Source organism: Pseudomonas sp. TH32, assembly GCF_016650855.1.
GTDB lineage: Bacteria > Pseudomonadota > Gammaproteobacteria > Pseudomonadales > Pseudomonadaceae > Aquipseudomonas.
Genome location: NZ_JAEKFA010000002.1, coordinates 577,352 through 600,985 on the forward strand (window position 1 = coordinate 577,352; position 23,634 = coordinate 600,985).

General features: G+C 61.3%; 17 protein-coding genes and 1 pseudogene. 9 read left to right on the forward strand and 9 right to left on the reverse strand.

The genetic code is table 11. The annotated features are described in order from the left end of the window. The first annotated feature begins 80 nt into the window (after positions 1-80). Complete coding sequence (locus tag JFV30_RS06355; protein WP_201122531.1) at positions 81-596, forward strand: ankyrin repeat domain-containing protein; 516 nt, start codon at positions 81-83, stop codon at positions 594-596. A gap of 18 nt (positions 597-614) precedes the next feature. Here JFV30_RS06355 and JFV30_RS06360 read toward each other — a convergent pair whose 3' ends face one another. Together JFV30_RS06360 and JFV30_RS06365 are read right to left on the reverse strand one after the other, a co-directional pair. Then, the gene (locus tag JFV30_RS06360; RefSeq protein ID WP_201122532.1) at positions 615-974 is read right to left on the reverse strand and encodes a hypothetical protein; all 360 of its coding nucleotides are present in this window, start codon (positions 972-974) and stop codon (positions 615-617) included. Then, positions 971-1,936: a hypothetical protein gene (locus JFV30_RS06365; protein ID WP_201122533.1), complete on the reverse strand. Its 966-nt coding sequence runs from the start codon at positions 1,934-1,936 to the stop codon at positions 971-973. Before JFV30_RS06365 ends, JFV30_RS06360 begins: the two co-directional genes overlap by 4 nt. Positions 1,937-2,137: 201 nt before the next feature. Between JFV30_RS06365 and JFV30_RS06370 the strand changes: the two genes are divergently transcribed. Both JFV30_RS06370 and JFV30_RS06375 read left to right on the forward strand, forming a co-directional pair. Continuing rightward, positions 2,138-2,668 carry a hypothetical protein gene (locus JFV30_RS06370; RefSeq protein ID WP_201122534.1) on the forward strand — a complete coding sequence of 177 codons (531 nt, stop codon included), beginning with the start codon at positions 2,138-2,140 and terminating at the stop codon, positions 2,666-2,668. 68 nt (positions 2,669-2,736) lie between these two features. Next, positions 2,737-2,928 (forward strand): PLDc N-terminal domain-containing protein, encoded by a 192-nt coding sequence (locus JFV30_RS06375; RefSeq protein WP_010176042.1) that lies wholly within the window; start codon positions 2,737-2,739, stop codon positions 2,926-2,928. Between the two features lie 37 nt (positions 2,929-2,965). On the opposite strand, the gene JFV30_RS06380 is transcribed toward JFV30_RS06375, so the two are convergent. Next, positions 2,966-3,436, reverse strand: coding sequence for a methylated-DNA--[protein]-cysteine S-methyltransferase (locus JFV30_RS06380; RefSeq protein ID WP_029616117.1), 471 nt, complete (start codon positions 3,434-3,436; stop codon positions 2,966-2,968). Between the two features lie 322 nt (positions 3,437-3,758). On the opposite strand from JFV30_RS06380, the gene JFV30_RS06385 reads away from it, so the two are divergent. Continuing rightward, a complete protein-coding gene (locus JFV30_RS06385; protein ID WP_201122535.1) occupies positions 3,759-5,846 on the forward strand; it encodes an LTA synthase family protein in 2,088 nt (695 codons plus the stop codon). Positions 5,847-5,906: 60 nt separating this feature from the next. Here the strand turns inward: JFV30_RS06385 and JFV30_RS06390 are convergent, their stop codons facing one another. Beyond that, a complete protein-coding gene (locus tag JFV30_RS06390; protein WP_003216767.1) occupies positions 5,907-6,059 on the reverse strand; it encodes a DUF3309 family protein in 153 nt (50 codons plus the stop codon). Between the two features lie 329 nt (positions 6,060-6,388). On the opposite strand from JFV30_RS06390, the gene JFV30_RS06395 reads away from it, so the two are divergent. Both JFV30_RS06395 and csrA read left to right on the forward strand, forming a co-directional pair. Then, a complete protein-coding gene (locus JFV30_RS06395; protein ID WP_177122582.1) occupies positions 6,389-7,210 on the forward strand; it encodes an SDR family oxidoreductase in 822 nt (273 codons plus the stop codon). A 224-nt stretch (positions 7,211-7,434) separates the two neighbouring features. Then, entirely contained in the window at positions 7,435-7,632 is a 198-nt protein-coding gene (csrA, locus tag JFV30_RS06400) for a carbon storage regulator CsrA (protein ID WP_010176033.1), read from the forward strand. A gap of 3 nt (positions 7,633-7,635) precedes the next feature. Here the strand turns inward: csrA and JFV30_RS06405 are convergent, their stop codons facing one another. From JFV30_RS06405 to JFV30_RS06420, 4 genes are all read right to left on the reverse strand, one after another. Next, a complete protein-coding gene (locus JFV30_RS06405) occupies positions 7,636-7,863 on the reverse strand; it encodes a YheU family protein (RefSeq protein WP_003192759.1) in 228 nt (75 codons plus the stop codon). Positions 7,864-7,922: 59 nt separating this feature from the next. Then, a complete protein-coding gene (locus tag JFV30_RS06410) occupies positions 7,923-9,107 on the reverse strand; it encodes an osmoprotectant NAGGN system M42 family peptidase (RefSeq protein ID WP_003216760.1) in 1,185 nt (394 codons plus the stop codon). 172 nt (positions 9,108-9,279) lie between these two features. Next, a complete protein-coding gene (ngg, locus tag JFV30_RS06415; RefSeq protein WP_201122536.1) occupies positions 9,280-11,025 on the reverse strand; it encodes an N-acetylglutaminylglutamine synthetase in 1,746 nt (581 codons plus the stop codon). Between the two features lie 3 nt (positions 11,026-11,028). Beyond that, positions 11,029-12,801, reverse strand: a complete 1,773-nt coding sequence (locus tag JFV30_RS06420; protein WP_201122537.1) for an N-acetylglutaminylglutamine amidotransferase — start codon at positions 12,799-12,801, stop codon at positions 11,029-11,031. Between the two features lie 232 nt (positions 12,802-13,033). Here JFV30_RS06420 and JFV30_RS06425 point away from each other — a divergent pair, with 232 nt between their 5' ends. Then, complete coding sequence (locus tag JFV30_RS06425) at positions 13,034-17,827, forward strand: NEL-type E3 ubiquitin ligase domain-containing protein (protein WP_201122539.1); 4,794 nt, start codon at positions 13,034-13,036, stop codon at positions 17,825-17,827. On the opposite strand, the gene mnmC is transcribed toward JFV30_RS06425, so the two are convergent. Continuing rightward, entirely contained in the window at positions 17,824-19,803 is a 1,980-nt protein-coding gene (gene mnmC, locus JFV30_RS06430; protein ID WP_201122541.1) for a bifunctional tRNA (5-methylaminomethyl-2-thiouridine)(34)-methyltransferase MnmD/FAD-dependent 5-carboxymethylaminomethyl-2-thiouridine(34) oxidoreductase MnmC, read from the reverse strand. The genes JFV30_RS06425 and mnmC overlap by 4 nt on opposite strands. Before the next feature lie 141 nt (positions 19,804-19,944). Here mnmC and pap point away from each other — a divergent pair, with 141 nt between their 5' ends. Both pap and JFV30_RS06440 read left to right on the forward strand, forming a co-directional pair. Beyond that, a complete protein-coding gene (gene pap / locus JFV30_RS06435; RefSeq protein ID WP_010176026.1) occupies positions 19,945-21,462 on the forward strand; it encodes a polyphosphate:AMP phosphotransferase in 1,518 nt (505 codons plus the stop codon). A gap of 102 nt (positions 21,463-21,564) precedes the next feature. Further along, positions 21,565-22,748, forward strand: a pseudogene (locus tag JFV30_RS06440) (thiolase family protein). Positions 22,749-23,634 lie beyond the last annotated feature (886 nt).

Genomic DNA, 23,634 nt, shown 5'->3' on the forward strand with positions numbered 1-23,634 from the left:
TTATGGGAAAAAAGGCATGACAGTGGGGAACTCCGTCGCGAGACTGGACGCCTTATGAAACACCAGACAAGGAGCCCCACATGTCAGACCAAGCCAAACAAATGACCGAAGACGAAGCCGCCGAATTTGCCGAGCAGGTATTCGACGTGGCACGCAAGGGCGATGCCGCGATGCTGGCGGCGTTGCTGGCCAAGGGCTTGCCACCCAACCTGCGCAACCACAACGGCGACACGCTGTTGATGCTGTCGGCCTATCACGGTCATGTCGACGCGGTGAAAGTGCTGCTGGAGTTCAAGGCCGACCCACAGATTGCCAACGACAAGAACCAGCTGCCGATTGCCGGCGCGGCGTTCAAGGGCAACCTGCAGGTGGTCAAGGCGTTGATCGAAGGCGGAGCGTTGGTCGAGGGCGCCTCTTCAGATGGCCGTACGGCGTTGATGATGGCGGCGATGTTCAACCGCACCGAAATGGTGGATTACCTGATCAGCCAGGGCGCCAGCCCCAAGGCCACCGATGCCCAGGGCGTGACCGCGCTGGCAGCGGCCCAGACCATGGGGGCGGTGGATACGGCGGCGCAGTTGCAAAAGCTGGTTTAAGAAACGGGCCAGGGGACCCTATAGAACTTTCGCCCAAATGAGCCAGGCAAACATGGCGATCACGTTCAGGGTTCCCCAGTAAAAGCTCCAGATAAACCAACGTTTCAAGGGCTGTGGAACAGCGGCCAGTTCTTCTTTGGTCACTTCGCCACGCCTGATCATCTCTTTGGGTGCGACCAGGTACATGGTGATAAAAGTTACACGCCACCTTCTATCGATCTCTTTGTTCCAGGACCAAAATCGCTTGTTCCGTTGTAGTGCGATGTTTTCGGTGAAATAGCGCTCTATTTCTTCGAGCTTTCTGTATTTGAGATACCAGAGAATCCATGACGTCAGGGCAATATCAATTGTCAGGTAGATGGCTAGCGTGAGACTCATTGTTCCGATGCCTTATACAGCACATCACCATAACTCGCGCCAATAGAGCCCCCGATGATTCCGCGTGCAAATCCTCCTGCGGCTCCACCGATGATGCCGCACCCGAGTTTGCCCAACCCGCGGGTTGCTATCTTCAGCACGACACAAAGCCTATCGGCCCCCCTTGCTGATATTTCCCCTGCACCAGCGGCCGCTATTACCCCACCCACCAACCGCCCCGTCTCCACATACTTCGCCCGCTCACACATCCCCTCGCGCCCCTCCATACACGCCTTCCTGATCGCAAGCCCCGCCGCTCCTACATCCAGCGCCAACCCCACATAAGTCCCCTTGCCCAAAAACCGTGAAGTCTCGGCAATACTCCTGATCCGTTGCGTGTAGCCCACGACTTCACTCTTGTGCAGATAACTCTTGGTAGAAATACCCAGAATCTTCTTCAGCGATTTATGAGTGCGCAGGCTGGTACCAAAACGGGCTGCCCCTTGAAGTTGCGTATCCAGTCTCTGGAATAGCGCCTGGCGTTGCTGGATAAACGCGTTCCTATCCAGTTTGCCGTCTTTAAACTGTTGATAAAGCCACTCGACTTGCTCCAGCGTCGTCTTCACTTCGCCCAGGTGCCGCGCCCATGCCGAAGTGGTGCTGCCTACGCCCAACGACCCATAGCCCAACCAGCTCTGAAGCAAATCATAGTTGTTGATCACCGCCGCACCGGCGGCCGCATCCTGCTCCAGTCCCCGCCGGATCTCCAGTGCATGGCGCATTAACCATGCATCGTCCGCCGTGCAGGCCACGCCGTAGTCGTCGGGAATGATCACCATCTGCCCCGGTGTCACGAGGCCGTTGCGTAGATGCAGGTTCAGTGCATCGAATTGATCGCCCAGTTGCCGGCTGGAACCGGTCAGCAGCCGGGATTTCAAGCTGGGCAGGTCGGTGGTGTGTTGATAGATATACGCCTGGGCCATATCCCACATCCTTGAAGGAATAAATATGGCCACGGAATATAAGTAACTGAACGCGCAACAAAACAAGAGGATGATCAGAAAACAAAATTTGGGAAGTGGACTACATAGGTTGATAGAAGGCGGCTACGCCAACAGTGGATTTGTTGCTCGCCTTGAACCAATGTTATCTTCGCGCCCCCCAAATCAGCCGTGGACCACCCCATGAAAACCGCACTCGTCGAACTCATCAGCAAAATCAGCTCCGGCTGCATGAGCGAACCCGAGATCGCCAGGGTGGCGGATGAAGCGGCCCAGGCCTACGCCGATCCTGACGCTTTCCTGGCCGCCAACCCGGACATTAACTACGACGACACTTTCCCGATTCCCCTGGGCGAGTGGATCGTTGTCGGCAGTCTGCCAGACACCGTGCTGTTCCAGGCCGACACTTACCAGGACCTGTTCGCCCAGATCGTCGCCTCGTTCGGCCCCGGCGTGGCGTTCAATCTCAAGCCCAAGCAGTTGGCCAAAACCGAAGCGCTGACCGCGCTGAACCGCATCCAGATCCAGATGAGTGCCCTTAATCCGGAGAGCGGCGGCTACGTGCTGGTCAACTTCAGCCAGTTGCTGGACGACGAGATCCAGGCCGTGCTGGTCTACGGCAACGACGTGCCACGGGTGCTGGCGTTGTGCGCCGAAGTCGGGATCAAGGGCGAACCGTCCCTGGAAGCCCTGCGGGTTGCGGTCCACGTCTGAAATAAAACGGAACCCCTGGCCACGGCTGACTATCCTAAGCAGGCAAGCCCTCACTTAGGAGCGATACCATGGGTTCCACTTTTAATGGCCTGATCGGGTTGATCATCCTGGCGCTGGATATCTGGGCGATCATCAACGTGTTCAAAAGTGGCGCAGGTACCGGCGCCAAAGTGCTGTGGATCCTGTTGATCCTGCTGCTGCCGGTGCTGGGCTTGATCATCTGGGCGATCGCCGGGCCGCGCGGCAACGTGCGGATCTGATCGCCGGGCAAGGCTCCCGTGCGTCGCACGGGAGCCTTCAGATCAACCAGCTGCCTTCCAGCTCCAGCAACTTCACCTTGTTTTCAATCCCGCCGCCAAACCCCACCAGTGTTCCATCGCTGCCCACCACACGGTGGCACGGAATGATAATGGAGATCGGGTTGGCGCCATTGGCCGTGCCCACCGCGCGGATCGCCTTGGGATTCTCCAGGTACTGGGCCTGTTCGCCATACGTCCAGGTGCGCCCGTACGGGATCTGCAATAACGCCTGCCATACCTGCTGCTGAAACGACGTACCCACCGGCGCCAGCGCCAGGTCGAACACTTCCCGCTTGCGCGCGAAATACTCATCCAGTTGCCGACGCACTTCATCCAGCTCATTAGTTGCCGGAATCCAGTCTGCCTGCACCGGACATTGATGCACGTCCATATACAACAGGCGCAGCCCTTGTTCATCCGCCGCCAGTAACAGCGGCCCGAGCGGACTTGGGTGATAGCAATAAAACATCATCGGGGCAATCCAAAAGGGCAGGGGGCAAAGATACGGCCGTAAGTTGGCCGCTACAATCCCGTTGTTTTTTGTGTGTCGAGATATTCGCTGTACAAAATTTTCACATTCCATCCAAGACAATTCGCCGGCTATTTTCCTGTCCGAGTGCTCTAAGACGAGTGCCAACAAACGGCCGGAGTGAGTAATCAATGGCGTTGCCGGCGTTGATCGGGCACCATTTGCGCCATTGCGTTCACCGTCTACCCCAGCCAGCCTGGGCGAGGGCGGGGCGCCGCTGTATTCATTCGCAACTTAAACTTCCAATGGGTCCTAAAACGACATGGCAAACCCGGACGCCCTGAATCAGCAGCGAGCTTCTAATCGCTTGCTGCAACCGACCGTCAAATCCCATCTGGCGTACACGCTGCTTTGTGCCTTGGTCATGATGGTGATGTTCTCCCTGCTGCGCCTGGCGCTGCTGGTCTACAACCGCGAGATGATCCTCGACACACCGGCCTCCACGTTCCTTGAAGCATTCGCCAACGGCCTGCGCCTGGATATTCGCCTGGTGATGTACGTGCTGGTCCCGCTGCTGCTGGCCTTGTTCAGCGTGCGGGCGATGGCGGCGCGCGGGTTCTTCCGCTTCTGGCTGACGGTCGCGTCGAGCATCGCGCTGTTCCTGGGCCTGATGGAGATGGACTTCTACCGCGAATTCCACCAGCGCCTCAACGGCCTGGTCTTCCAGTACGTGAAGGAAGATCCGAAAACCGTGATGAGCATGCTCTGGTACGGTTTCCCGGTGGTGCGCTACCTGCTGGCCTGGGCCGTGGGCACGCTGATCCTGAGCATCGCCTTCAAAGGCGCCGACCGTGCAACCCGTCCACGCGGCCCGTTCAGCGGTGGCAGCATCGGCACCCGCCAGGTGGCGCCGTGGTACACCCGCATCGCGGTGTTCGTGGTCTGCCTGTTGATCGCCGTGGTCGCCATCCGTGGCACCCTGCGCCAGGGCCCGCCGCTGCGCTGGGGTGACGTGTACACCACCGATTCGAACTTCGCCAACCAGTTGGGCCTCAACGGCACGTTGTCGCTGATTGCGGCGGCCAAATCGCGCTTCTCCGAAGAGCGTTCGAACATCTGGAAAGCCACCCTGGAACAACCCCAGGCCACCCAGACCGTGCGCGACATGCTGGTGCTGCCAAGCGAAAAACTGGTGGATACCGACACCGCCGCCGTGCGCCGTGACTTCACGCCGCCGGCCGAGAAGACCCTGCCGATCAAGAACGTCGTGGTGATCCTGATGGAAAGCTTCGCCGGTCACTCGGTGGGCGCCCTGGGCCGCCCGGGCAACATCACGCCGTACTTCGACAAACTGTCCAAGGAAGGCCTGCTGTTCGACCGTTTCTTCTCCAACGGCACCCACACCCACCAGGGTATGTTCGCCACCATGGCCTGCTTCCCGAACCTGCCAGGCTTCGAATACCTGATGCAGACCCCGGAAGGCAGCCACAAACTGTCGGGCCTGCCACAGTTGCTCAGCCATCGTGATTTCGACGACGTGTATGTCTACAACGGCGACTTCGCCTGGGACAACCAGTCGGGCTTCTTCAGCAACCAGGGCATGACCAACTTCATTGGCCGCAATGACTTCGTCAACCCGGTGTTCTCGGACCCGACCTGGGGCGTGTCCGACCAGGACATGTTCAACCGTGGCCTGGAAGAGCTGAAAGCCCGTGAAGGCGGCAAGCCGTTCTATGCGCTGCTGCAAACCCTGTCCAACCACACGCCGTATGCGTTGCCGACGCCATTGCCGGTCGAGAAAGTCACTGACCGTGGCAGCCTCAACGAGCATTTGACGGCCATGCGCTACTCCGACTGGGCCCTGGGCCAGTTCTTTGAAAAGGCCCGCAAGGAGCCTTACTTCAAGGAAACCCTGTTCGTGATCGTGGGCGACCACGGCTTCGGCAACGAACAGCAGATCACCGAGATGGACCTGGGCCGCTTCAACGTGCCGATGCTGATGATCGCACCGGGCATGCAGGAGAAGTTCGGCGAGCGTGACCACACCGTGGGCACCCAGATCGACATCGTGCCGACCATCATGGGCCGCCTCGGCGGTGACACCCTGCACCAGTGCTGGGGCCGTGACCTGCTCAACCTGCCGGAAGGCGACAAGGGCTTTGGCGTGATCAAACCGTCGGGCAGCGACCAGACCGTGGCCTTGCTCACTGGCGACCGCGTGCTGGTACTGCCGAAGGAAATGCCACCGAAGTTGTGGGAATACGAACTGGGCGCCAACCCGACCGGGAAAGTGATTCCAGAGTCGCCGGACGAGGCTGCGTTGAAGCAGAAGCTCGAATCGTTCCTGCAGACTGCTACCAAGAGCCTGCTGGACAACACCGCAGGTGTGGTGGACGGCAAGCCGGACTAAACACCCGCGCATAAAAAAAGAGGCCTTTTAAGGCCTCTTTTTTTTGCGCTGTTAAACCGGTTATATCTTGCCGAGCAACAACAGAATCAACAGAACTACCAACACGGTACCGAGAATACCCGATGGCCCGTAACCCCAGTTGCGTGAGTGTGGGAACACTGGTAGACCGCCGACCAGCAGGAGGATCAGAATAATGATAAGAATGAGGCTCATGTTTTGTTTTCCTTATTGTCTTCTGAAAAGACCTGATATTTAACGAGTAAGCCCGACAGCTATTACGGACGCCTTAATAACTCCGACCGGTGCGTCTGGCAGAAAATTCCGTGTTTTTTTAAAGCTTTTTGCTAACTAGCTTATTTCCTTTAACCGCGTTGCAAATACCCATCCTTAGTTGAAATAAATTGAACTTGGCGGGTTTGCGGGTATCCGACCCGGCCCGCGGTTTGCCCGGGGCATTCAGCACTCTGATGGTGCGTGGGTGCGGGAAAAACCTTCGCTACACTGCGGCTCACTTCTTCCGTGAACCACAAGGCTACTTTCCTATGCAAAATCGCATGATGATCACCGGCGCCGGTTCTGGCCTGGGTCGCGAAATCGCTCTGCGCTGGGCCCGTGAGGGCTGGCAACTGGCCTTGTCGGACGTCAGTGAAGCGGGGCTGCAAGAAACCCTCAAGCTCGTGCGCCAGGCCGGTGGTGATGGTTTCACCCAGCGTTGCGACGTGCGCGACTACAGCCAGCTCACGGCTTTCGCACAGGCCTGTGAGGAGAAGCTGGGCGGTATCGACGTGATCGTCAACAACGCGGGTGTGGCGTCGGGCGGGTTCTTCAGTGAGCTGTCCCTGGAAGACTGGGACTGGCAGATCGCAATCAACCTCATGGGCGTGGTCAAGGGCTGCAAGGCGTTCCTGCCGCTGCTGGAAAAGAGCAAGGGCCGCATCATCAACATCGCCTCCATGGCCGCACTCATGCAGGGCCCGGCCATGAGCAACTACAACGTGGCCAAGGCCGGCGTGGTGGCGCTCTCCGAAAGCCTTCTGGTGGAACTCAAGCAACAGGAAGTGGGCGTACACGTGGTGTGCCCGTCGTTCTTCCAGACCAACCTGCTGGACTCCTTCCGCGGGCCGACCCCCGCCATGAAAGCCCAGGTGGGCAAGCTCCTGGAAAGCTCACCGATTACGGCGGCCGAGATTGCCGACTACATCTACCAGCAGGTGGCTGAAGGGCAATTCATGATCCTGCCCCACGAGCAGGGGCGCATGGCCTGGGCGCTGAAGCAGAAGAACCCGCAGCTGCTCTATGACGAAATGACCGTGATGGCGGACAAGATGCGGGCCAAGGCTCAGTCGCAGGCGGTGAAAGGTTGAATTTCAGGTGAGCAACTGATGTGGCGCGGGAGCTCGCCACAGAGATCGCCTGCAAATATGAACATATCGTTTGGTTCTTGGGTGTAATTCGAGATTATTCACTGCCTGTCTGTAGGGTAATTTACTCTGATGTGTAAGACATGCCTGTTTATCCTGAAGGCCATTGATGGTGCCAGGCGGGTAGCGCAAGGTCGGGGTTCGGTAACTTAAAAAGGACGAACCCCATGCTGGTATTAAGCCGCGCGGTAGGCGAAATAATCTCGGTGGGCGACCACATCACGCTGCGCATCCTGGAGGTGAGCGGCACCCAGGTGAAATTGGGCGTCGAAGCGCCGGTGGGGGTCAATGTGCATCGCACAGAGGTCTATCAGAAGATTCTCAGCCGGCAGGGGCAACCGGCCCAACCTGCTTCCAACCCCTGAGGGTCAGTCGAACAGGTGCTTGGGCACGTCGTGCTTGAGCATCAATTGGCACTGCTCGCTCTCGGGGTCGAAAACGATCAGGGCCTGGCCCTTGGTCAACGCCTGGCGTACCCGCAGCACCCGGGTTTCCAGGGGCGTATCGTCGCCATTATCGGTGCCGTCGCGGGTCACGAAGTCTTCGATGAGGCGGGTCAGGGTGTCGACTTCAAGTGCATCGTAAGGAATCAGCATACAAGCCTCAGCTAAGGAATCCCGGCGATGCTACTGCGCCGGGATCCCAGTTGCCAGTCTCAGGTTTTTTGACCCACCAGACTGTCCACCGACGGCACGCGGGTATCGCTCTCCATTTGCGTGTCGTGTTCGATCTGGTGGCTGAACCGGTCCAGGGAGCCTTTGGCCGGCTGGGCATCGCTGGCGAATACCGGCGGGCTGAGGATGTAGGCACCCAACAGGCGACTCAACGCCGCCAGGCTGTCGATGTGGGTGCGCTCATAGCCGTGGGTGGCATCGCAACCAAACGCCAGCAGGGCCGTGCGAATGTCGTGGCCGGCGGTCACTGCCGAATGTGCGTCGCTGAAGTAATAGCGAAACAGGTCGCGGCGCACCGGCAACTCATTTTCCGCCGCCAGGCGCAGCAGGTGTCGTGACAGGTGATAGTCATACGGTCCGCCGGAATCCTGCATCGCCACACTCACCGCGTGTTCGCTGGAGTGCTGCTCGTGGGCCACCGGCGCGATGTCGATCCCGACGAATTCACTCACATCCCACGGTAAGGCCGCCGCTGCGCCGCTGCCGGTTTCTTCGGTGATGGTGAACAGCGGGTGGCAGTCGATCAGCAGCGGTTGGCCGCTGTCGACAATCGCCTTGAGTGCCGCCAGCAGGGCGGCAACCCCGGCTTTATCGTCCAGGTGGCGGGCGCTGATATGGCCGCTCTCGGTGAACTCCGGCAGCGGGTCAAAGGCGACGAAATCGCCCACGCTGATGCCCAGGGAATCGCAGTCGGCGCGGGTGGCGCAGTAGGCGTCCAGGCGCAGTTCGATGTGGTCCCAGCTGATGGGCATCTCATCCACGGCCGTATTGAACGCGTGCCCCGACGCCATCAGCGGCAGCACACTGCCACGGATCACGCCGTTGTCGGTAAACAGGCTGACGCGGCTGCCTTCGGCGAACCGACTGGACCAGCAGCCCACCGGCGCCAGGGTCAGGCGGCCATTGTCCTTGATCGCCCGCACGGCAGCGCCGATGGTGTCCAGGTGCGCGGAAACGGCGCGGTCGGGGCTGTTTTTCTGGCCCTTGAGGGTGGCGCGAATGGTCCCGCGCCGGGTCATTTCAAAGGGAATGCCCAGCTCTTCAAGGCGCTCGGCAACGTAGCGCACGATGGTGTCGGTGAATCCGGTGGGGCTGGGGATGGCAAGCATTTCCAGCAGCACTTTTTGCAGGTAAGCGAGATCCGGTTCGGGGATGGTTCGGGTCATGGAAACTCCTGATGAGTTGAGGGCATCGATGGTTTCGATGAGTGGGCCATTGGCTAGAGAGTCATCGGCTGTTCCGGCCCCATCGCGGGCAAGCCCGGCTCCCACAGGGGAATGTATTCCAAATGTGGGAGCGGGCTTGCCCGCGAAGCGGCCAGTCAAGGCAACACCTTTCTCACGCGGTCGGCTGGCTATGCGGGAACAACAGGTCCACGAACTTTTCAGCCGTCGGCTGCGGTTCATGGTTGGCCAGCCCGGCCCGTTCGTTGGCTTCGATAAACACGTAGTCCGGTTGGTCGGCAGCCGGCACCATCAGGTCCAGGCCCACCATGGGGATGTCCAGGGCACGGGCCGCACGCACGGCGGCGTCGACCAGGGTCGGGTGAAGGATGGCGGTGACGTCTTCCAGGCAGCCGCCGGTGTGCAGGTTGGCAGTACGGCGCACGGCCAGGCGCTCGCCACGGGGCAGGATGCTGTTGTAGTCGTAGCCGGCGGCATGCAGGGTGCGTTGGGTTTCATCGTCCAGGGGGATTTTGCTTTCGCCGTCGGTGGCGGCCTGGCGCCGGCGGCTCTGGGCCTCGATCAACGCGCCGATGGAGTGTTGGCCATCGCCGGTAACTTCCGCCGGGCGGCGAATGGCGGCGGCAACCACTTCAAAGCCGATCACCAGGATGCGCAGGTCGAGGCCTTCGTGGAAGCTTTCCAGCAACACTCGGCTGTCGAACTGGCGGGCTGTTTCAATGGCTTGCTGTACCTCTTCGATGCTCTGCAAATCCACCGCCACGCCCTGGCCTTGCTCGCCATCCAGCGGCTTGACCACGATGTGCTGGTGCTCGTCGAGAAACTCCAGGTTGTCATCGGCACTGGCGGCCAACTGCTGCTCCGGCAGGTTCAAGCCGGCGGCCTTGAGCACCTTGTGGGTCAGGCTCTTGTCCTGGCACAGGGTCATGCTGATGGCGCTGGTCAGGTCGCTCAGGGACTCGCGGCAACGCACCCGGCGGCCACCGAGGCTCAAGGTGAACAAGCCGGCATCGGCATCATCCACCTGCACATCGATCCCGCGCCGATGGGCTTCCTCGACGATGATCCGCGCATAGGGATTGAACCCTGCTTGCGGGCCGGGGCCGAGGAACAGCGGTTGGTTGATACCGTTTTTGCGCTTGATGGCGAAGGTGGTCAGTGCGCGGAAACCCAGCTTGGCGTAGAGACTTTTCGCCTGACGGTTATCGTGCAGCACCGACAGGTCGAGGTAGCTCAGGCCACGGCTCATGAAGTGTTCGATCAGGTGGCGCACCAGCACTTCACCCACGCCGGGGCGGGTGCATTGCGGGTCAACCGCCAGGCACCAGAGGCTGCAACCGTTCTCCGGGTCGTGGAAGGCTTTCTGGTGGTTCAGGCCCATGACGCTGCCGATCACCGCACCGCTGTCTTCGTCTTCCGCCAGCCAATACACCGGGCCGCCTTGATGACGCGGAGTCAGCAGCGCCGGGTCCACCGGCAACATGCCGCGCCCCTGATACAGCTGGTTCACCGCCTGCCAGTCCGCCTCGCTTTGTACCCGGCGAATCCGGAACCCGCGAAACACCCGGGTTGCCGGACGGTAGTCGGTGAACCACAGGCGCAGGGTGTCGGACGGGTCGAGAAACAGCTGCTGTGGATCAATCCCGAGGATCTGCTGCGGCGCGGCCACATACAGTGCGATGTCGCGCTCGCCAGGCTGCTCGTTGAGCAACTCCAGGGCCAGGCTCGCCGGGTCCGGGAAGGTGTGGCCGATCAACAGCCGGCCCCAACCGCAATGCACGGCAATCGGCGTGGGGTCCAGTTCGCTGCCGTCTTCGGCGAAGCGGGCTTGCAGGCGCTCGTAGGAGGGCGCCTGGCCCCGCAGCAAGCGTTGGCTGTAAGCCGTGGCGTGAGGTTTCATGAATCAGATTCCTTGTTCGCTGAGCCACAGGTTCAGCGCCGCCAGTTGCCACAGCTTGGAGCCGCGCAACGGGGTCAATTGGCCTTGGGGATCGGTGAGCAGGCGGTCGAGCATCGCCGGGTTGAACAGGCCGCGATCCTGGCTCGGGTCCAGCAGCAGGTCACGCACCCAGTTCAGGGTGTCGCCTTGCAAATGCTTGAGGCCGGGCACCGGGAAGTAGCCTTTCTTGCGGTCGATGACTTCGCTTGGAATCACCCGGCGCGCGGCTTCCTTGAGCACTTGTTTGCCACCGTCCGGCAGCTTGAATTTACCCGGCACACGGGCGGACAGCTCCACCAAGCGATAGTCGAGAAACGGCGTACGCGCTTCCAGGCCCCAGGCCATGGTCATGTTGTCGACGCGCTTCACCGGGTCGTCCACCAGCATCACGGTGCTGTCCAGGCGCAGGGCTTTGTCCACCGCGGCATCGGCGCCGGGCTGGGCGAAATGCTCGCGCACAAAGTCGCCGGCCGCGTCATTGGCCGTCAGCCATTTGGGGGCGACGGTGGCGGCGTAGTCGTCGTAGCTGCGGTCGAAAAACGCATCGCGGTAGGCGGCATACGGGTCGCTGGCGCCGTCCACTTGCGGGTACCAGTGGTACCCGGCGAACAGTTCGTCGGCGCCCTGGCCGCTCTGCACCACCTTGCAATGCTTGGCCACTTCCCGGGACAGCAGGTAGAAGGCAATGCAGTCATGGCTGACCATCGGCTCGCTCATGGCACGGAACGCCGCCGGCAGTTGCTCGATGATTTCACTTTCGGCGATGCGCAGTTGATGGTGCCGGGTGCCGTAATGCTTGGCGATCAGATCCGAATACTGGAACTCGTCGCCGCGCTCGCCACCGGCGTCTTCAAAGCCGATGGAGAAGGTCGACAAATCCTGCACGCCAACTTCCCGCAACAGGCCCACCAGCATGCTCGAATCGACACCGCCCGAGAGCAGCACGCCCACATCCACCGCCGCCCGCTGCCGAATCGCTACGGCTTCGCGGGTGCTGTCGAGCACGCGGTCGGTCCAGTCTTCCAGGGTCAGGTTGGCTTCGTCGGCGTGGGGGCCGTAGGGCAGGGTCCACCAGGTTTTCTGCTCGGTCTTGCCGTCTGCCTCGATACGCATCCAGGTGGCGGGCGGCAGTTTTTCAATGCCGGCCAACAGGGTGCGCGGTGCAGGCACCACGGCATGGAAGTTCAGGTAGTGGTTGAGCGCCACCGGATCGAGGATCGGGTTGATATCGCCGCCCTTGAGCAGCGCCGGCAGGGCCGAGGCAAAACGCAGGCGCTGGCCGGTGCGCGACAGGTACAGCGGTTTCACGCCGAGGCGGTCACGGGCGATAAACAGGCGCTGGGCATCCCGCTCCCAGATGGCAAACGCAAACATGCCGTTGAGCTTGGGCAGCAAGGCTTCGCCCCAGGCGTGATAACCCTTGAGCAGCACTTCGGTGTCGCCGCCGGAATAGAAGGCATAGCCCAGGGCTTCCAGCTCTTCGCGCAGTTCCGGGAAGTTGTAGATCGCGCCGTTGAACGCCAGGGACAGCCCCAATTGGGCGTCGACCATCGGTTGGGCGGAGCCGTCCGACAGGTCCATGATTTTCAGGCGTCGATGGCCCAGGGCAACCGGCCCTTGGGCATGGAAGCCCCACGCGTCAGGACCACGAGGGGCCAAATGATGGGTGATGCGCTCAACGGCTGCCAGGTCGGCAGGTTGGGCATCGAAACGTAACTCTCCAGCTAATCCGCACATAAATTCCTTACCGGTTTTTCCGTTGGGGAGGGGTCAAAAGCAGTCGCGCCAAAACGGCGGCTACCCAGAAACTGACACGGATGAATCTAGGGAGTTTTAGAACGATCGGTTATAAGCAGGCTTTTCAGGGAGGGCTCGGGCGTATACCCGGGTGGCGTCACATAGTTATGGGCGCCGGGCGTGGGGGGATGGTTATCGTGGGGGCTCACTCCTGTGCAAAAGGATATTGCCGATGGCTGACCCCGTTTCCGTGCCCGCTCAACTCACCCCGCAACTCCTCTCGTCAACCCTGCTGGAACTGACCGGCGACCTGGATAAAGCCGATGTTCTGCAGCAACGCCTGCCTCCCTGGTTACTGACGGCCAAGCCCGAACTGTTGGAGCAACTGGAGAAGGTCCACGCGTTGGCCGGGCTTCACGAGCCCAGGGTCAATGCGATCCTGCAACGCATCAAAGGCCTTGATCAGTTTTGTGCCGAAGAACTGACCCGTGGCCTCAAAAGCCGGTTCGGCGTGACCCTGGACGTGAAGCGTGATCATTTATGGCTGCCGTGGGATCGCCTCGACACGGGAAGCACTTCATTCGGGATTCCCGCCACCAAGGTGGTGATTGAAACCCGGACATTGCTGGAGGCGGCGATGCAGAACTTTTCCGAGGATGAGGCCTTGGGCAGCGTATTTCCCTCTGGCAGCCAGGTACGACGTGACACCGATACTCGGGTGAGCGCCGTCAGCGTCCCGGCGTTTGCCGCCTACTGCCGCACCCTTGACCTGGGGCGACGCTACCAGGAGCACTTGCGTGGCGCGATCAACCAGACCCTGCCGCTGGCCGATGAGTATTTGCACAACCCGGATGCCAGCGAGTTCAGGCAACTGAAGGTGTATGACATGGCGGCTGATGTGTACCTCGCGTACCTGCGTGGTGACATTGGCGAGACGGCCTTCAAGCTGTTATTGGGCTTTACCCGTCAGGGCGCCAACCTCGCCAAGGCAACCATGCTCACTGAGACATACGGCGCCAGGCCCTTGGTTTTTCAAGGGTTGGATGTGCATGACTGTTGCCTGTGGGGCGTCGTTGTATTCTCCCGGGAAGTCATTGATGAACACCCCGAAACCCAGTGCATCGTCTATATGCCGGGAGAGCCTTATCGGCCGATTTTCGAATACCCCAGCTTTGCAGACTTTCAGCGTTACCTGACGCTGAAGCTGCAGGTGAAAAGCTACGCCGATTTTTTTGCGCGTTACCTGGACGAAGAGTCCCGCGGTGATTTTTCCACCCGGTTTTCTGTGGGTAAATCCCTGGGGGTGATCAAGTCATTGCCGATCGACGTGGGGCTGTTCCAGTTTTTCTTCAACAGCACCATCGGCAAGCTGCAAAAAGACAGCCGGGTGCTGGCGGTGCCCACCGCAGACTTTGACCAGGCGGTGCGTGACCAGCGTTGGCGAGACTATGAATCGTGGGGCCTGGACCTGCTCAACCTTGCCGGTTTTTTTGTACCGGTGATCGGCCAGTTGATGATGGGCGTGGCCGTCGGGCAAATGCTCGGCGAAATCTACGAAGGGGTGCAGGACTGGCGCCACGAGGACCGCAGCGCGGCGCTGTCACACTTGCGCAACGTGCTGGAGAGCGTGGCGTCGATGGCGGCGTTTGTAGCGGGTGGCAAAGTCATTGGCACTTTGCGCCGTGGGGCGCGGGAAACCCTGGAAGGCCTCGATAACGTTGAAGCGGTTGAAAGCGCGGACGGGCGGCGCCGGCTATGGCGTTCCAGCCTCAGGCCTTATGGGCAGGCATTGGCGGCGGGTGAAGCCGATGCCCAGGGCTTTCATTGGAAGGACGGGCGGCCATGGATCAGTATTGATGGCCGTGGCCATGAAGTGCGTTTTGACCCCGCTTTGGGGCAGTGGCGTATTCGCCATCCCGGCCGTCCGTATGCCTATGCACCGCCGGTGATGCATAACGGCGGGGGTGGCTGGCGGTCGATCCATGAGCGACCGCAGGAGTGGAGTAACCACCTCTATGCCCTGCGGCGCCTGGACCCGCGCCTGAGCGCCCTGGACGACACTCGCCTGGAGCAGATTCGCCAGGTAGGCGATGTACAACTCCCCCAACTGCAGCGCTGGGCACAGGACAACCTCAAGCTGCCCGCAGGTCTGCAGGACAGCGTCCAGCGGTTTGCGCTGGACCAGAAGATCACAGACTTGATCTGGCGCCTGGAGAAACGCCAGCCCTTTACCCCCGAGAGCATCACGTTGCAACTGGACGCCTTGCCGTTGATGCCCGGTTGGCCCCGTGGTCGTTACCTCGAAGTACAGGACGCCGCAGGCAGGGTCACGGCCCTCTATCCATCCAGCACGCGTATCGACAGTGAGTTGAGCGTGATCATCAGCCAGGACCAACTGGAGGAGGGTGAAGTGTTGTTGGGCGTGACCGATGGCATGTACCGGGCTGAGCTGGACACATTGTTCGGCGATATGCCCGTCAAGGCCGGCGAAACCGATGCCGAGGCACTGGCACGGCGCTTGGCGCACACCTTGAGTATTGATCGCAAACCGTTGTATCAGAAGCTGTATGCCGACTATGACCAGCCTGCGGGGGCAGAGCAGAGGCGCCTGGTGGAGAGCGTGCCGGGTTTGCCTTCCCAGGTTGCCCAGGAGCTGATTGATAACGCTGCAAGCATTGATCGAATCCATTTGCGTGACGCACGCCGGGTGCCGCTGCCGCTGCGGCAGGCCGCCCGTGAGGCGGCAGCCCGGATCCAGCGTGAGCGCCTGACCGCCAGTTTCTATTTGACGGAGCTGGCCGACACGCAGGCCCGGGATTTTTCCTGGCGCCTGCTGGAACAGATGCCTGCTTTTCCCGACACCTTCCAGTTGCAGTTGCGCGAGGCATCGACCACCGGGACGGTGTTGCAACGCATGGGCGATGCTGCGGCCACTCAGTCGCGTGTGGTGGTCCAGACGGGTGAGCGCTATCAGGCTTTCGAGGCGGATGGGCGGGCCTTGGGCGAAGTCTTCAGCGGCCCGCACGGGTTTTATCGCGCGACCTTGCAGGCCCTGCCGATTCCGTTGCGTACCGCATTGGACATTGGCGGCAGCACCCTGTCTGACGCCCGGCGATTGCGTTATCAACTGCTTGATCGTGCGCTGGCTGTACGCGGCAAGGCACCCATCAGTCCCGTCGGGGGCGTGGCTGCCTGCCAGGTCGGCGACCCACCGCAGCCACCGACGCTTTCTCGAACCCAGCGTGGGCTGGTGCGCAAAATCAGAAACCTGTACCCGTTCTTCACCGAGCGCCAAGCCAGCGAACTGATCGAGGGCCTGGGCCCTGATGATGTGTCGCGGGCCAGTGCGGTGCGCCTGCGCGAGCAGCAACTGTTGAAGCTTGACGGCGTGCTCAAGGCCTGGACCCAGCAGGACACGGACATGCGCAAACTCCCGGGCCGGCTGAATGACTACCGCCACAGCCGTCGGCAGGTCGCAGACCGTTTGCGCAGTGCCTGGCGCCACCAGGTCCGGCTCGTTGATGAAACCCACGCCTCAGTCTATGGCCTGAGCCTGGACGGCATGCGGGTTGGCAAACTGCCAGACTTTCCAGCCGATATCGACTTTGGCCATGTGCAGCGCCTGTCCCTGAAAAACATGGAACTGGACAACGATGTGGCGTACTTCCTCAAGGCGTTCAAGGGGTTGCGCTCACTGGAACTGGACAAAAACCAGCTGACATGGCTGCCTGAAGTGCTGTCCCACATGCCTTCCCTGCAACGCCTGAGCCTGGCGCAAAACCGCCTCAACCTGACCGACGCGACTACCAGAAAACTGCAAGCCATGAGCGGCCTGCGCTCCCTGGACCTGAGCAGCAACCCGTTGGGCGAAACGCCTTCGGTGGCGCACATGCATGATTTGCAGCACCTGAACCTGCGTGACACGCGAGCCAGGGAGTTGCCCGAGGGTTTGCTCACGCGCCTGCACCTGGAAGACGCCAACCTGCGGGAGAACAGCATTATCGAACTGCCGCCGGACTTGTTTGCTGCGCCGGTGGCGGTGACCGAAAAAATCAACTTGCGGCTCAATCCGGTGTCCGTGCGCAGCCGCCAGGACCTGGATGAATACCGCCGCCGCACAGGCGTGGGCATGGGCTTGCAGGAGGACAATATTGCGCTGTTGAGCGAGCAACGCTCCCAACAAGCCTGGCTTGAGGGCGAGACGGCCGATGCTTATCTCGCCCGTCGGGCGACCTGGGAGTTGCTCCAGGACGATTGGCAGTCCGGGGACTTTTTTGCGGTGCTGCGCCAACTGGTCAATACCCCGAAATACAAGCAGGTGCGCGCTGACCTGGTGCGCCGGGTGTGGCAAGTAATGGACGCGGCGGCCGAGGACAGTGAACTGCGGGCGTTACTGTTCAACCTGGCCAGGGGCGAGCCCAACTGTGTGGACGCGGCGGCCTACAGCTTCAGTGAAATGGAAGTCACGGTGATGCTCAACAAGGCCATGAAGGAAGCCGGTGTCACACAGCCCAGTGTCGCGACCTTGCTGAAACTGGGCCGCGGGTTATTCCGGCTGGAGCAGTTGGACAGCATTTCCGATGTGTTCAGTCGCCGCAAAAACATCGCCGATCAACTGGCAGTGCGCCTGGTGTATCGCAGCGGTCTGGCGAAGATCCTGGAGTTGCCGGGCCAGCCGGAAAGCATCACGTACCGTGAGGTGGGCGGGGTGACCCAGGAGGACCTCACTGATGCCGTCACCCAGGTCAGCAGTCGGGAGATAACGGGTAACCTGGCGCGTTTCATGGCACGCCAGGGGTTTTGGCTGGAATACCTGAAACGTCAGTATGCGGCTGAGTTCAGTCGCGTCAGTCAGGTGTACGACACCCGGCTCAAAGCCCTGGACGTGGCCAGTTCCACCTATTTATCCCAAGCGCTCAACGTACAGAGCGACCACGCACAAGCCCGTGAGCAACTGGTGGAGCGCCTGACCCGCAGGGCGCTGGAGGAGGTGGATAAACCGTTGACGGTAGCGTGCCCGCTTTAGGCCTTGCCGCGAATCAAGGCGCGTACGGCAAACCGGTTTGGATGGCAGTCCTGTGCCACGCTCCTGGGCAGCGGCAGCGGTTCATTGTCGAGCCACGCCGCCAGCAATTCCCCGGACAACGGCGCGGTAATCAGCCCGCGCGAGCCGTGGCCGCTGTTGACATACAAGCCGTCCAGCCACGGGCAGGGCGTGTCGGGTACCTGGCGTGCATCCTTGCTCAATACCCCATAGGCGTCGTTGAACCGCGCCGGGTCTGCCAGTGGGCCGACGATGGGCAGGTAGTCCGGGCTGGTGCAGCGGAAAGCGGCGCGGCCCTGGAGGGTTTCAAGGTCGAGTGAGTCGGCGTGCAGGCGCCGGCGCAGGTCCGGGGAAATCTCCTCCAGCAGTGCGAGGTTGCCCGCGTGGTCGGCAGTACTGGGGGTCAGGTCGAGGCTTTTGAAATCGAAACTGGCACCCAGGGTGTGTTCGCCCAAGCGGGCCGGGGCAACGTAACCCTCGGCGCACACCACCGTGTTCAGTGCCTGGCTCTGCGGGGTGTGTGGCAGCCGGGTGATCTGCCCGCGAATACGCTTGAGGGGCAGGTCGGCACTCGGTGCAAAGTGTTTAACCTCGGCGGCCCCGGCCAGCACCACCACCGGCGCACTGGCCAGCAGGCGCTCGCCGTCCCACGCCTGCCATTGGCCGTCGGCCTTGCGCAGCTCAAGCACGTGGTGATGGGGCAGTACCTCGATCCCCGGTTGTTTGGCCTGCCACTGGCACAGCGCGGGTGGATGCACCCAGCCGCCTTCGGGGAAATACAGCCCGCCATGCTCCAGCGCAACCCCCGCGCGCGCCTGCGCCTGGGGTTGATCCAGCAGGTGCAAGAGCTGCGGGTCAAAGGCTTCGGCCAGCTGTGCCTGGCGTTCGGCTTCCTTGGCATTGAAGGCCAATTGCAGGACGCCGCAGCCGTCCCAGTCCGTCCCGCGCTGCAAGTGTTCCAGCAGGCGCCGGGTGTGGCCAAAACCGCTGACAATCAGTTGCGACAACGCGGTGCCGTGGGCCGACAACTTGAGGTACAGCACGCCTTGTGGATTGCCCGAGGCTTCCCGGGCGAGGCCGTCGTGTCGCTCCAGCAGGCTGACCTGCCAACCCCGGGCGGCCAGGCTGGCGGCACTGGCGCAGCCGGCCAGGCCGCCGCCGATCACCAGCGCCCGGCGTTCGCCGCCGACTACTGGTGGGCGGGCGAACCACGGTTTGGCCAGCGCCGGTGGCGGCGTCTCGGCCGGCCAGCCAAGAAACTCACCCCGCAGGATCTCCCATTTGTGGCCAATGCCCGGTGTGCGCTTCATCTTGAACCCGGCCGCGTTGATCAACCGCCGCACCCAGCCGGTGCTGGTAAAGGTGCTGATGGTCGAGCCCGGCGCTGCCAGCCGCGCCAGCTCGGCAAACAGCTCGGCAGTCCACATGTCCGGGTTTTTCGCCGGGGCAAAACCGTCGAGAAACCAGGCGTCGATCTGTGCGTCCAGTTGCGGCAGTTGCTCCAGGGCGTCGCCGATCAGCAGCGTGAGGGTGACGCGGCCGTTATCCAGCACCAGGCGCTGGAAGCCTTGATGAATCGCGATGTATTGCCCCAGTAACTGATCGGAGAACGCTTTGAGTTCGGGCCAGAGGGCGAGGGCGCGTTGCAGGTCGGCGCGGCTCAGCGGGTACTTTTCCACACTCACAAAATGCAGGCGCGCGCCCGGCACCGCATGCTGCTCGAACAACTGCCAGGCGCAGAGAAAGTTCAGGCCGGTGCCGAAGCCGGTCTCACCGATCACCAGCCGCCCGCCCGCCGGCATCGCAGCAAAGCGCTCCTGCAAACGGTTCTGCTGGAGGAACACGTAGCGCGTTTCTTCAAGGCCCGACTGGTCGGAAAAGTACACGTCGTCGAACACCCGCGAGTGCGGGCGGCCTTGTTCATCCCAGTTGAGCTGGGCGTGGGATACGGGGTTCATGGGCGGCTCGGTAAAGACAAGGCGGCCATTCTAGCCGATCAACCGGGGTGTCATTGATCCATGACAACCGGGTGTGGAATTTCCTCCGGCGTAGCGCCGTCCAATCCGCTAGTCTTGCCTCATTCTGGAACGGAGCCGCCCATGTTCGAATCTGCCGAAATCGGTCACGCCATCGACAAAGAAACCTACGACGCCGAAGTGCCGGCCCTGCGTGAAGCCTTGCTGGAAGTGCAGTACGAGCTGCAGCAGCAAAAGCGCTTCCCGGTGATCATCCTGATCAATGGCATCGAAGGCGCCGGCAAGGGCGAAACCGTCAAACTGTTGAATGAATGGATGGACCCGCGCCTGATCGAGGTGCGCACCTTCGACCAGCAGACCGACGAAGAACTGGCCCGCCCGCCGGCCTGGCGTTACTGGCGCCAGCTGCCGGCAAAAGGCCGCATGGGTATCTTTTTTGGCAACTGGTACAGCCAGATGCTGCAGGGGCGCGTGCATGGCGAGATCAAGGATGCGCGGCTGGACCAGGCCATCGCCGGGGCCGAACGTCTGGAGAAGATGCTCTGCGACGAAGGCGCGCTGATCTTCAAGTTCTGGTTCCATCTCTCCAAAAAGCAGATGAAATCCAGGCTCAAGGCCTTGCAGGACGACCCGCTGCACAGCTGGCGCATCAGCCCGCTGGATTGGCAGCAATCGAAGACCTACGACAAGTTTGTGCATTTCGGCGAGCGCATCCTGCGCCGCACCAGCCGTGACTATGCGCCGTGGTTTGTGATCGAGGGTGTGGATGCGCATTACCGTGGGCTGACCGTGGGCAAGATCCTGCTCGAAGGCCTGCAAAACGCCTTGAAACTGTCCAAGGCTAAAACCAGCGGCATGAACCCCGCACCGCTGCCGTCGGCGGTTGACCAGATGAGCCTGCTCAACAGCCTGGACATGAGCCTGAGCCTTGAAAAGGCCGATTACGAAGAGCAACTGATCACCGAGCAGGCGCGGTTTTCCGGGCTGATGCGCGACAAGCGCATGCGCAAGCACGCCCTGGTGACGGTATTTGAAGGCAACGACGCCGCCGGCAAGGGCGGGGCGATCCGCCGGGTGGCGGCGGCCCTGGACCCCCGGCAGTACCACATCGTACCGATTGCCGCGCCGAGCGAAGACGAGCGTGCCCAGCCTTACCTGTGGCGGTTCTGGCAGAAAATCCCGTCGCGCGGCATGTTCACCGTGTTCGACCGATCGTGGTACGGCCGGGTGCTGGTGGAACGCATCGAGGGCTTCTGCACGCCGACCGACTGGATGCGCGCCTATGGGGAAATCAACGACTTTGAAGAGCAGCTGCGCGACGCCGGGGTGATCGTGGTCAAGTTCTGGCTGGCGATCGACAAGCAGACGCAGCTGGAGCGGTTCCAGGCGCGGGAGGAAATCCCCTTCAAGCGCTTCAAGATCACCGAGGACGATTGGCGTAACCGCGAAAAGTGGGACGACTACCGGGCGGCGGTGGGTGACATGGTGGACCGCACCAGCACCGAGATTGCGCCGTGGACGCTGGTGGAGGCCAATGACAAGCGTTGGGCACGGGTGAAGGTGTTGCGCACCATCAACCGGGCGCTGGAGGAAGCGTTCGACAAGACCGACAAGCATGACAAGAAGGACAAGAAGAAGTAGCGCCATGCTTTTGCATACGCGGGATGAATGATTGTCGCGGTTGAAGAGGGCTGGATCTATGCTCGATCCATCTCTCAACAACCACAACAATCGAGGTGGCCCATGCGTGAAGTAGTGATCGTCGACAGCGTGCGAACCGGCCTGGCCAAGTCCTTTCGCGGCAAATTCAACCAGACCCGTCCCGATGACATGGCGGCCCATTGCGTCAATGCGCTGCTGACCCGCAACGGCATCGACCCGGCGACTGTCGAGGACTGCATCGTCGGCGCCGGTTCCAACGAGGGCGCGCAGGGCTACAACATCGGGCGCAACGTGGCGGTGCTGTCCCAGCTGGGCACCGGCACGGCGGGCATGACCCTCAACCGCTTCTGTTCCTCGGGCTTGCAGGCGATCGCCATTGCGGCCAACCAGATTGCGTCCGGTTGCAGCGACATCATCGTCGCCGGCGGGGTTGAGTCGATCAGCCTGACCATGAAGAGTGTGAACACCGACAATCTGATCAACCCGTTGCTCAAGGAGCAGGTGCCGGGCATCTACTTCCCCATGGGGCAGACGGCGGAAATCGTTGCGCGGCGCTATCACGTCAGTCGTGAGGAACAGGATCTGTATGCGCTGCAAAGCCAGCAGCGTACGGCCCAGGCCCAGGCTGACGGGTTGTTTGATGATGAAATCGTGCCGATGGCGGTGAAGTACAAGGTTGAGGACAAGAACACCGGGGCGGTGCAGGTGCTGGACGGGGTAGTGGATCGGGATGACTGCAATCGTCCGGATACGACCTTGGCCAGTCTTGCGGGGTTGAAGCCGGTGTTTGCCGAGGATGGGTCGGTGACGGCGGGGAATTCGTCGCAGTTGTCTGACGGGGCTTCGATGACGCTGGTGATGAGTTTGGAAAAGGCGCTGGAATTGGGGTTGAAGCCGAAGGCGTTTTTCCGCGGGTTTACGGTGGCCGGGTGTGAGCCGGATGAGATGGGTATCGGGCCGGTGTTTTCGGTGCCCAAGTTGCTCAAGGCCCGGGGGCTGGCGGTGGCGGATATTGATTTGTGGGAATTGAATGAGGCGTTTGCTTCGCAGTGCCTGTATGCGCGTAATCGGCTGGAAATTGATAATGCCAAGTACAACGTTAATGGCGGGTCGATTTCCATCGGGCACCCGTTTGGGATGACGGGCTCGCGGCAGGTGGGGCATTTGGTGCGTGAGTTGCAGCGGCGGAATTTGCGTTACGGGATTGTCACGATGTGCGTTGGGGGGGGATGGGGGCTACTGGGTTGTTTGAAGCGGTGCGGTAGTTTTTGGGGGTATATCCGTTATTTAGGTAACGGCGGCTTAGGGTTCCGCTCTTACAGCGGCTCACTTTGGAAAAGCCCCAAAGTAAGCAAAGGGCTCTGCCCCGCCTGTCGGCACCTCGCCTAGGCTCGGTGTTCCCTCACTCCGGCGCTGCTCCGCGGGCCGCCGCGATGGGCCATCCTTGGCCCAGCGCGGCTAAACCGGCGTCCTGCCGGTTTACCCGCTCCGCACCACCTGCGTTCGGCCTCGGGCTGAATGGGGCAGTCAGATCAAGATCAAAATCTACAGCACAGCGGCCTACAGGCCGGCTTGAGTGGTAGAAGCCAGATCAAAAGCGAAAGCCAAATCTGAAACTGATGCGGCTCTGCTTTTCTGTGGGAGCTGGCTTGCCTGCGATGCAGACATCTCGGTTTTTCAGATGCACCGAGGCGAGGCCATCGCAGGCAAGCCAGCTCCTACAGTTGGACCGTGCCCGCTTTAGATTTTGATTTTGCTTTTGCCTTTGCTTCACACCACTCAAGCCGGCCTGTAGGCCGCTGTGCTGTTGATCTGCTTTTGATCTTGATCTTAGGCGCCCCGTTAAACCACGCTGGCCGAACGCAGGTAGTACGGAGCGGGTAAACCGGCAGGACGCCGGTTTAGCCGCGACGGGGCAGGGACGCCCCGTCGCGGCGGCCCGCGTAGTAATGCCGGAGTGAGGGCACACCGAGCCTAGGCGAGGTGCCGAGTGGTGGGGCAAGAGCCTTTTGGTTACTTTTGGGCTCTTTTCAAAAGTGACCCGCTGTAAGAGCGGAACCAATAGAAGCCATAACCGAAGAAACGGATATACACCCACCCCCGGCATCCCCCTAGAATGCAGCTCCTCCACCTCTGGCATTCGGGGCACTC

Excerpts from the sequence above, each read along its gene's own strand:
- JFV30_RS06380 (WP_029616117.1), bottom strand. The coding sequence starts at position 3,436 with ATGTTTTATTGCTATCACCCAAGTCCGCTCGGGCCGCTGTTACTGGCG.
- ngg (WP_201122536.1), bottom strand. The coding sequence starts at position 11,025 with ATGAAACCTCACGCCACGGCTTACAGCCAACGCTTGCTGCGGGGCCAG.
- JFV30_RS06395 (WP_177122582.1), top strand. The coding sequence starts at position 6,389 with ATGCAAAATCGCATGATGATCACCGGCGCCGGTTCTGGCCTGGGTCGC.
- JFV30_RS06410 (WP_003216760.1), bottom strand. The coding sequence starts at position 9,107 with ATGACCCGAACCATCCCCGAACCGGATCTCGCTTACCTGCAAAAAGTG.
- csrA (WP_010176033.1), top strand. The coding sequence starts at position 7,435 with ATGCTGGTATTAAGCCGCGCGGTAGGCGAAATAATCTCGGTGGGCGAC.
- JFV30_RS06360 (WP_201122532.1), bottom strand. The coding sequence starts at position 974 with ATGAGTCTCACGCTAGCCATCTACCTGACAATTGATATTGCCCTGACG.
- JFV30_RS06385 (WP_201122535.1), top strand. The coding sequence starts at position 3,759 with ATGGCAAACCCGGACGCCCTGAATCAGCAGCGAGCTTCTAATCGCTTG.
- JFV30_RS06420 (WP_201122537.1), bottom strand. The coding sequence starts at position 12,801 with ATGTGCGGATTAGCTGGAGAGTTACGTTTCGATGCCCAACCTGCCGAC.
- JFV30_RS06425 (WP_201122539.1), top strand. The coding sequence starts at position 13,034 with ATGGCTGACCCCGTTTCCGTGCCCGCTCAACTCACCCCGCAACTCCTC.
- JFV30_RS06375 (WP_010176042.1), top strand. The coding sequence starts at position 2,737 with ATGGGTTCCACTTTTAATGGCCTGATCGGGTTGATCATCCTGGCGCTG.
- mnmC (WP_201122541.1), bottom strand. The coding sequence starts at position 19,803 with ATGAACCCCGTATCCCACGCCCAGCTCAACTGGGATGAACAAGGCCGC.
- JFV30_RS06390 (WP_003216767.1), bottom strand. The coding sequence starts at position 6,059 with ATGAGCCTCATTCTTATCATTATTCTGATCCTCCTGCTGGTCGGCGGT.
- JFV30_RS06355 (WP_201122531.1), top strand. The coding sequence starts at position 81 with ATGTCAGACCAAGCCAAACAAATGACCGAAGACGAAGCCGCCGAATTT.
- JFV30_RS06365 (WP_201122533.1), bottom strand. The coding sequence starts at position 1,936 with ATGGCCCAGGCGTATATCTATCAACACACCACCGACCTGCCCAGCTTG.
- pap (WP_010176026.1), top strand. The coding sequence starts at position 19,945 with ATGTTCGAATCTGCCGAAATCGGTCACGCCATCGACAAAGAAACCTAC.
- JFV30_RS06405 (WP_003192759.1), bottom strand. The coding sequence starts at position 7,863 with ATGCTGATTCCTTACGATGCACTTGAAGTCGACACCCTGACCCGCCTC.
- JFV30_RS06370 (WP_201122534.1), top strand. The coding sequence starts at position 2,138 with ATGAAAACCGCACTCGTCGAACTCATCAGCAAAATCAGCTCCGGCTGC.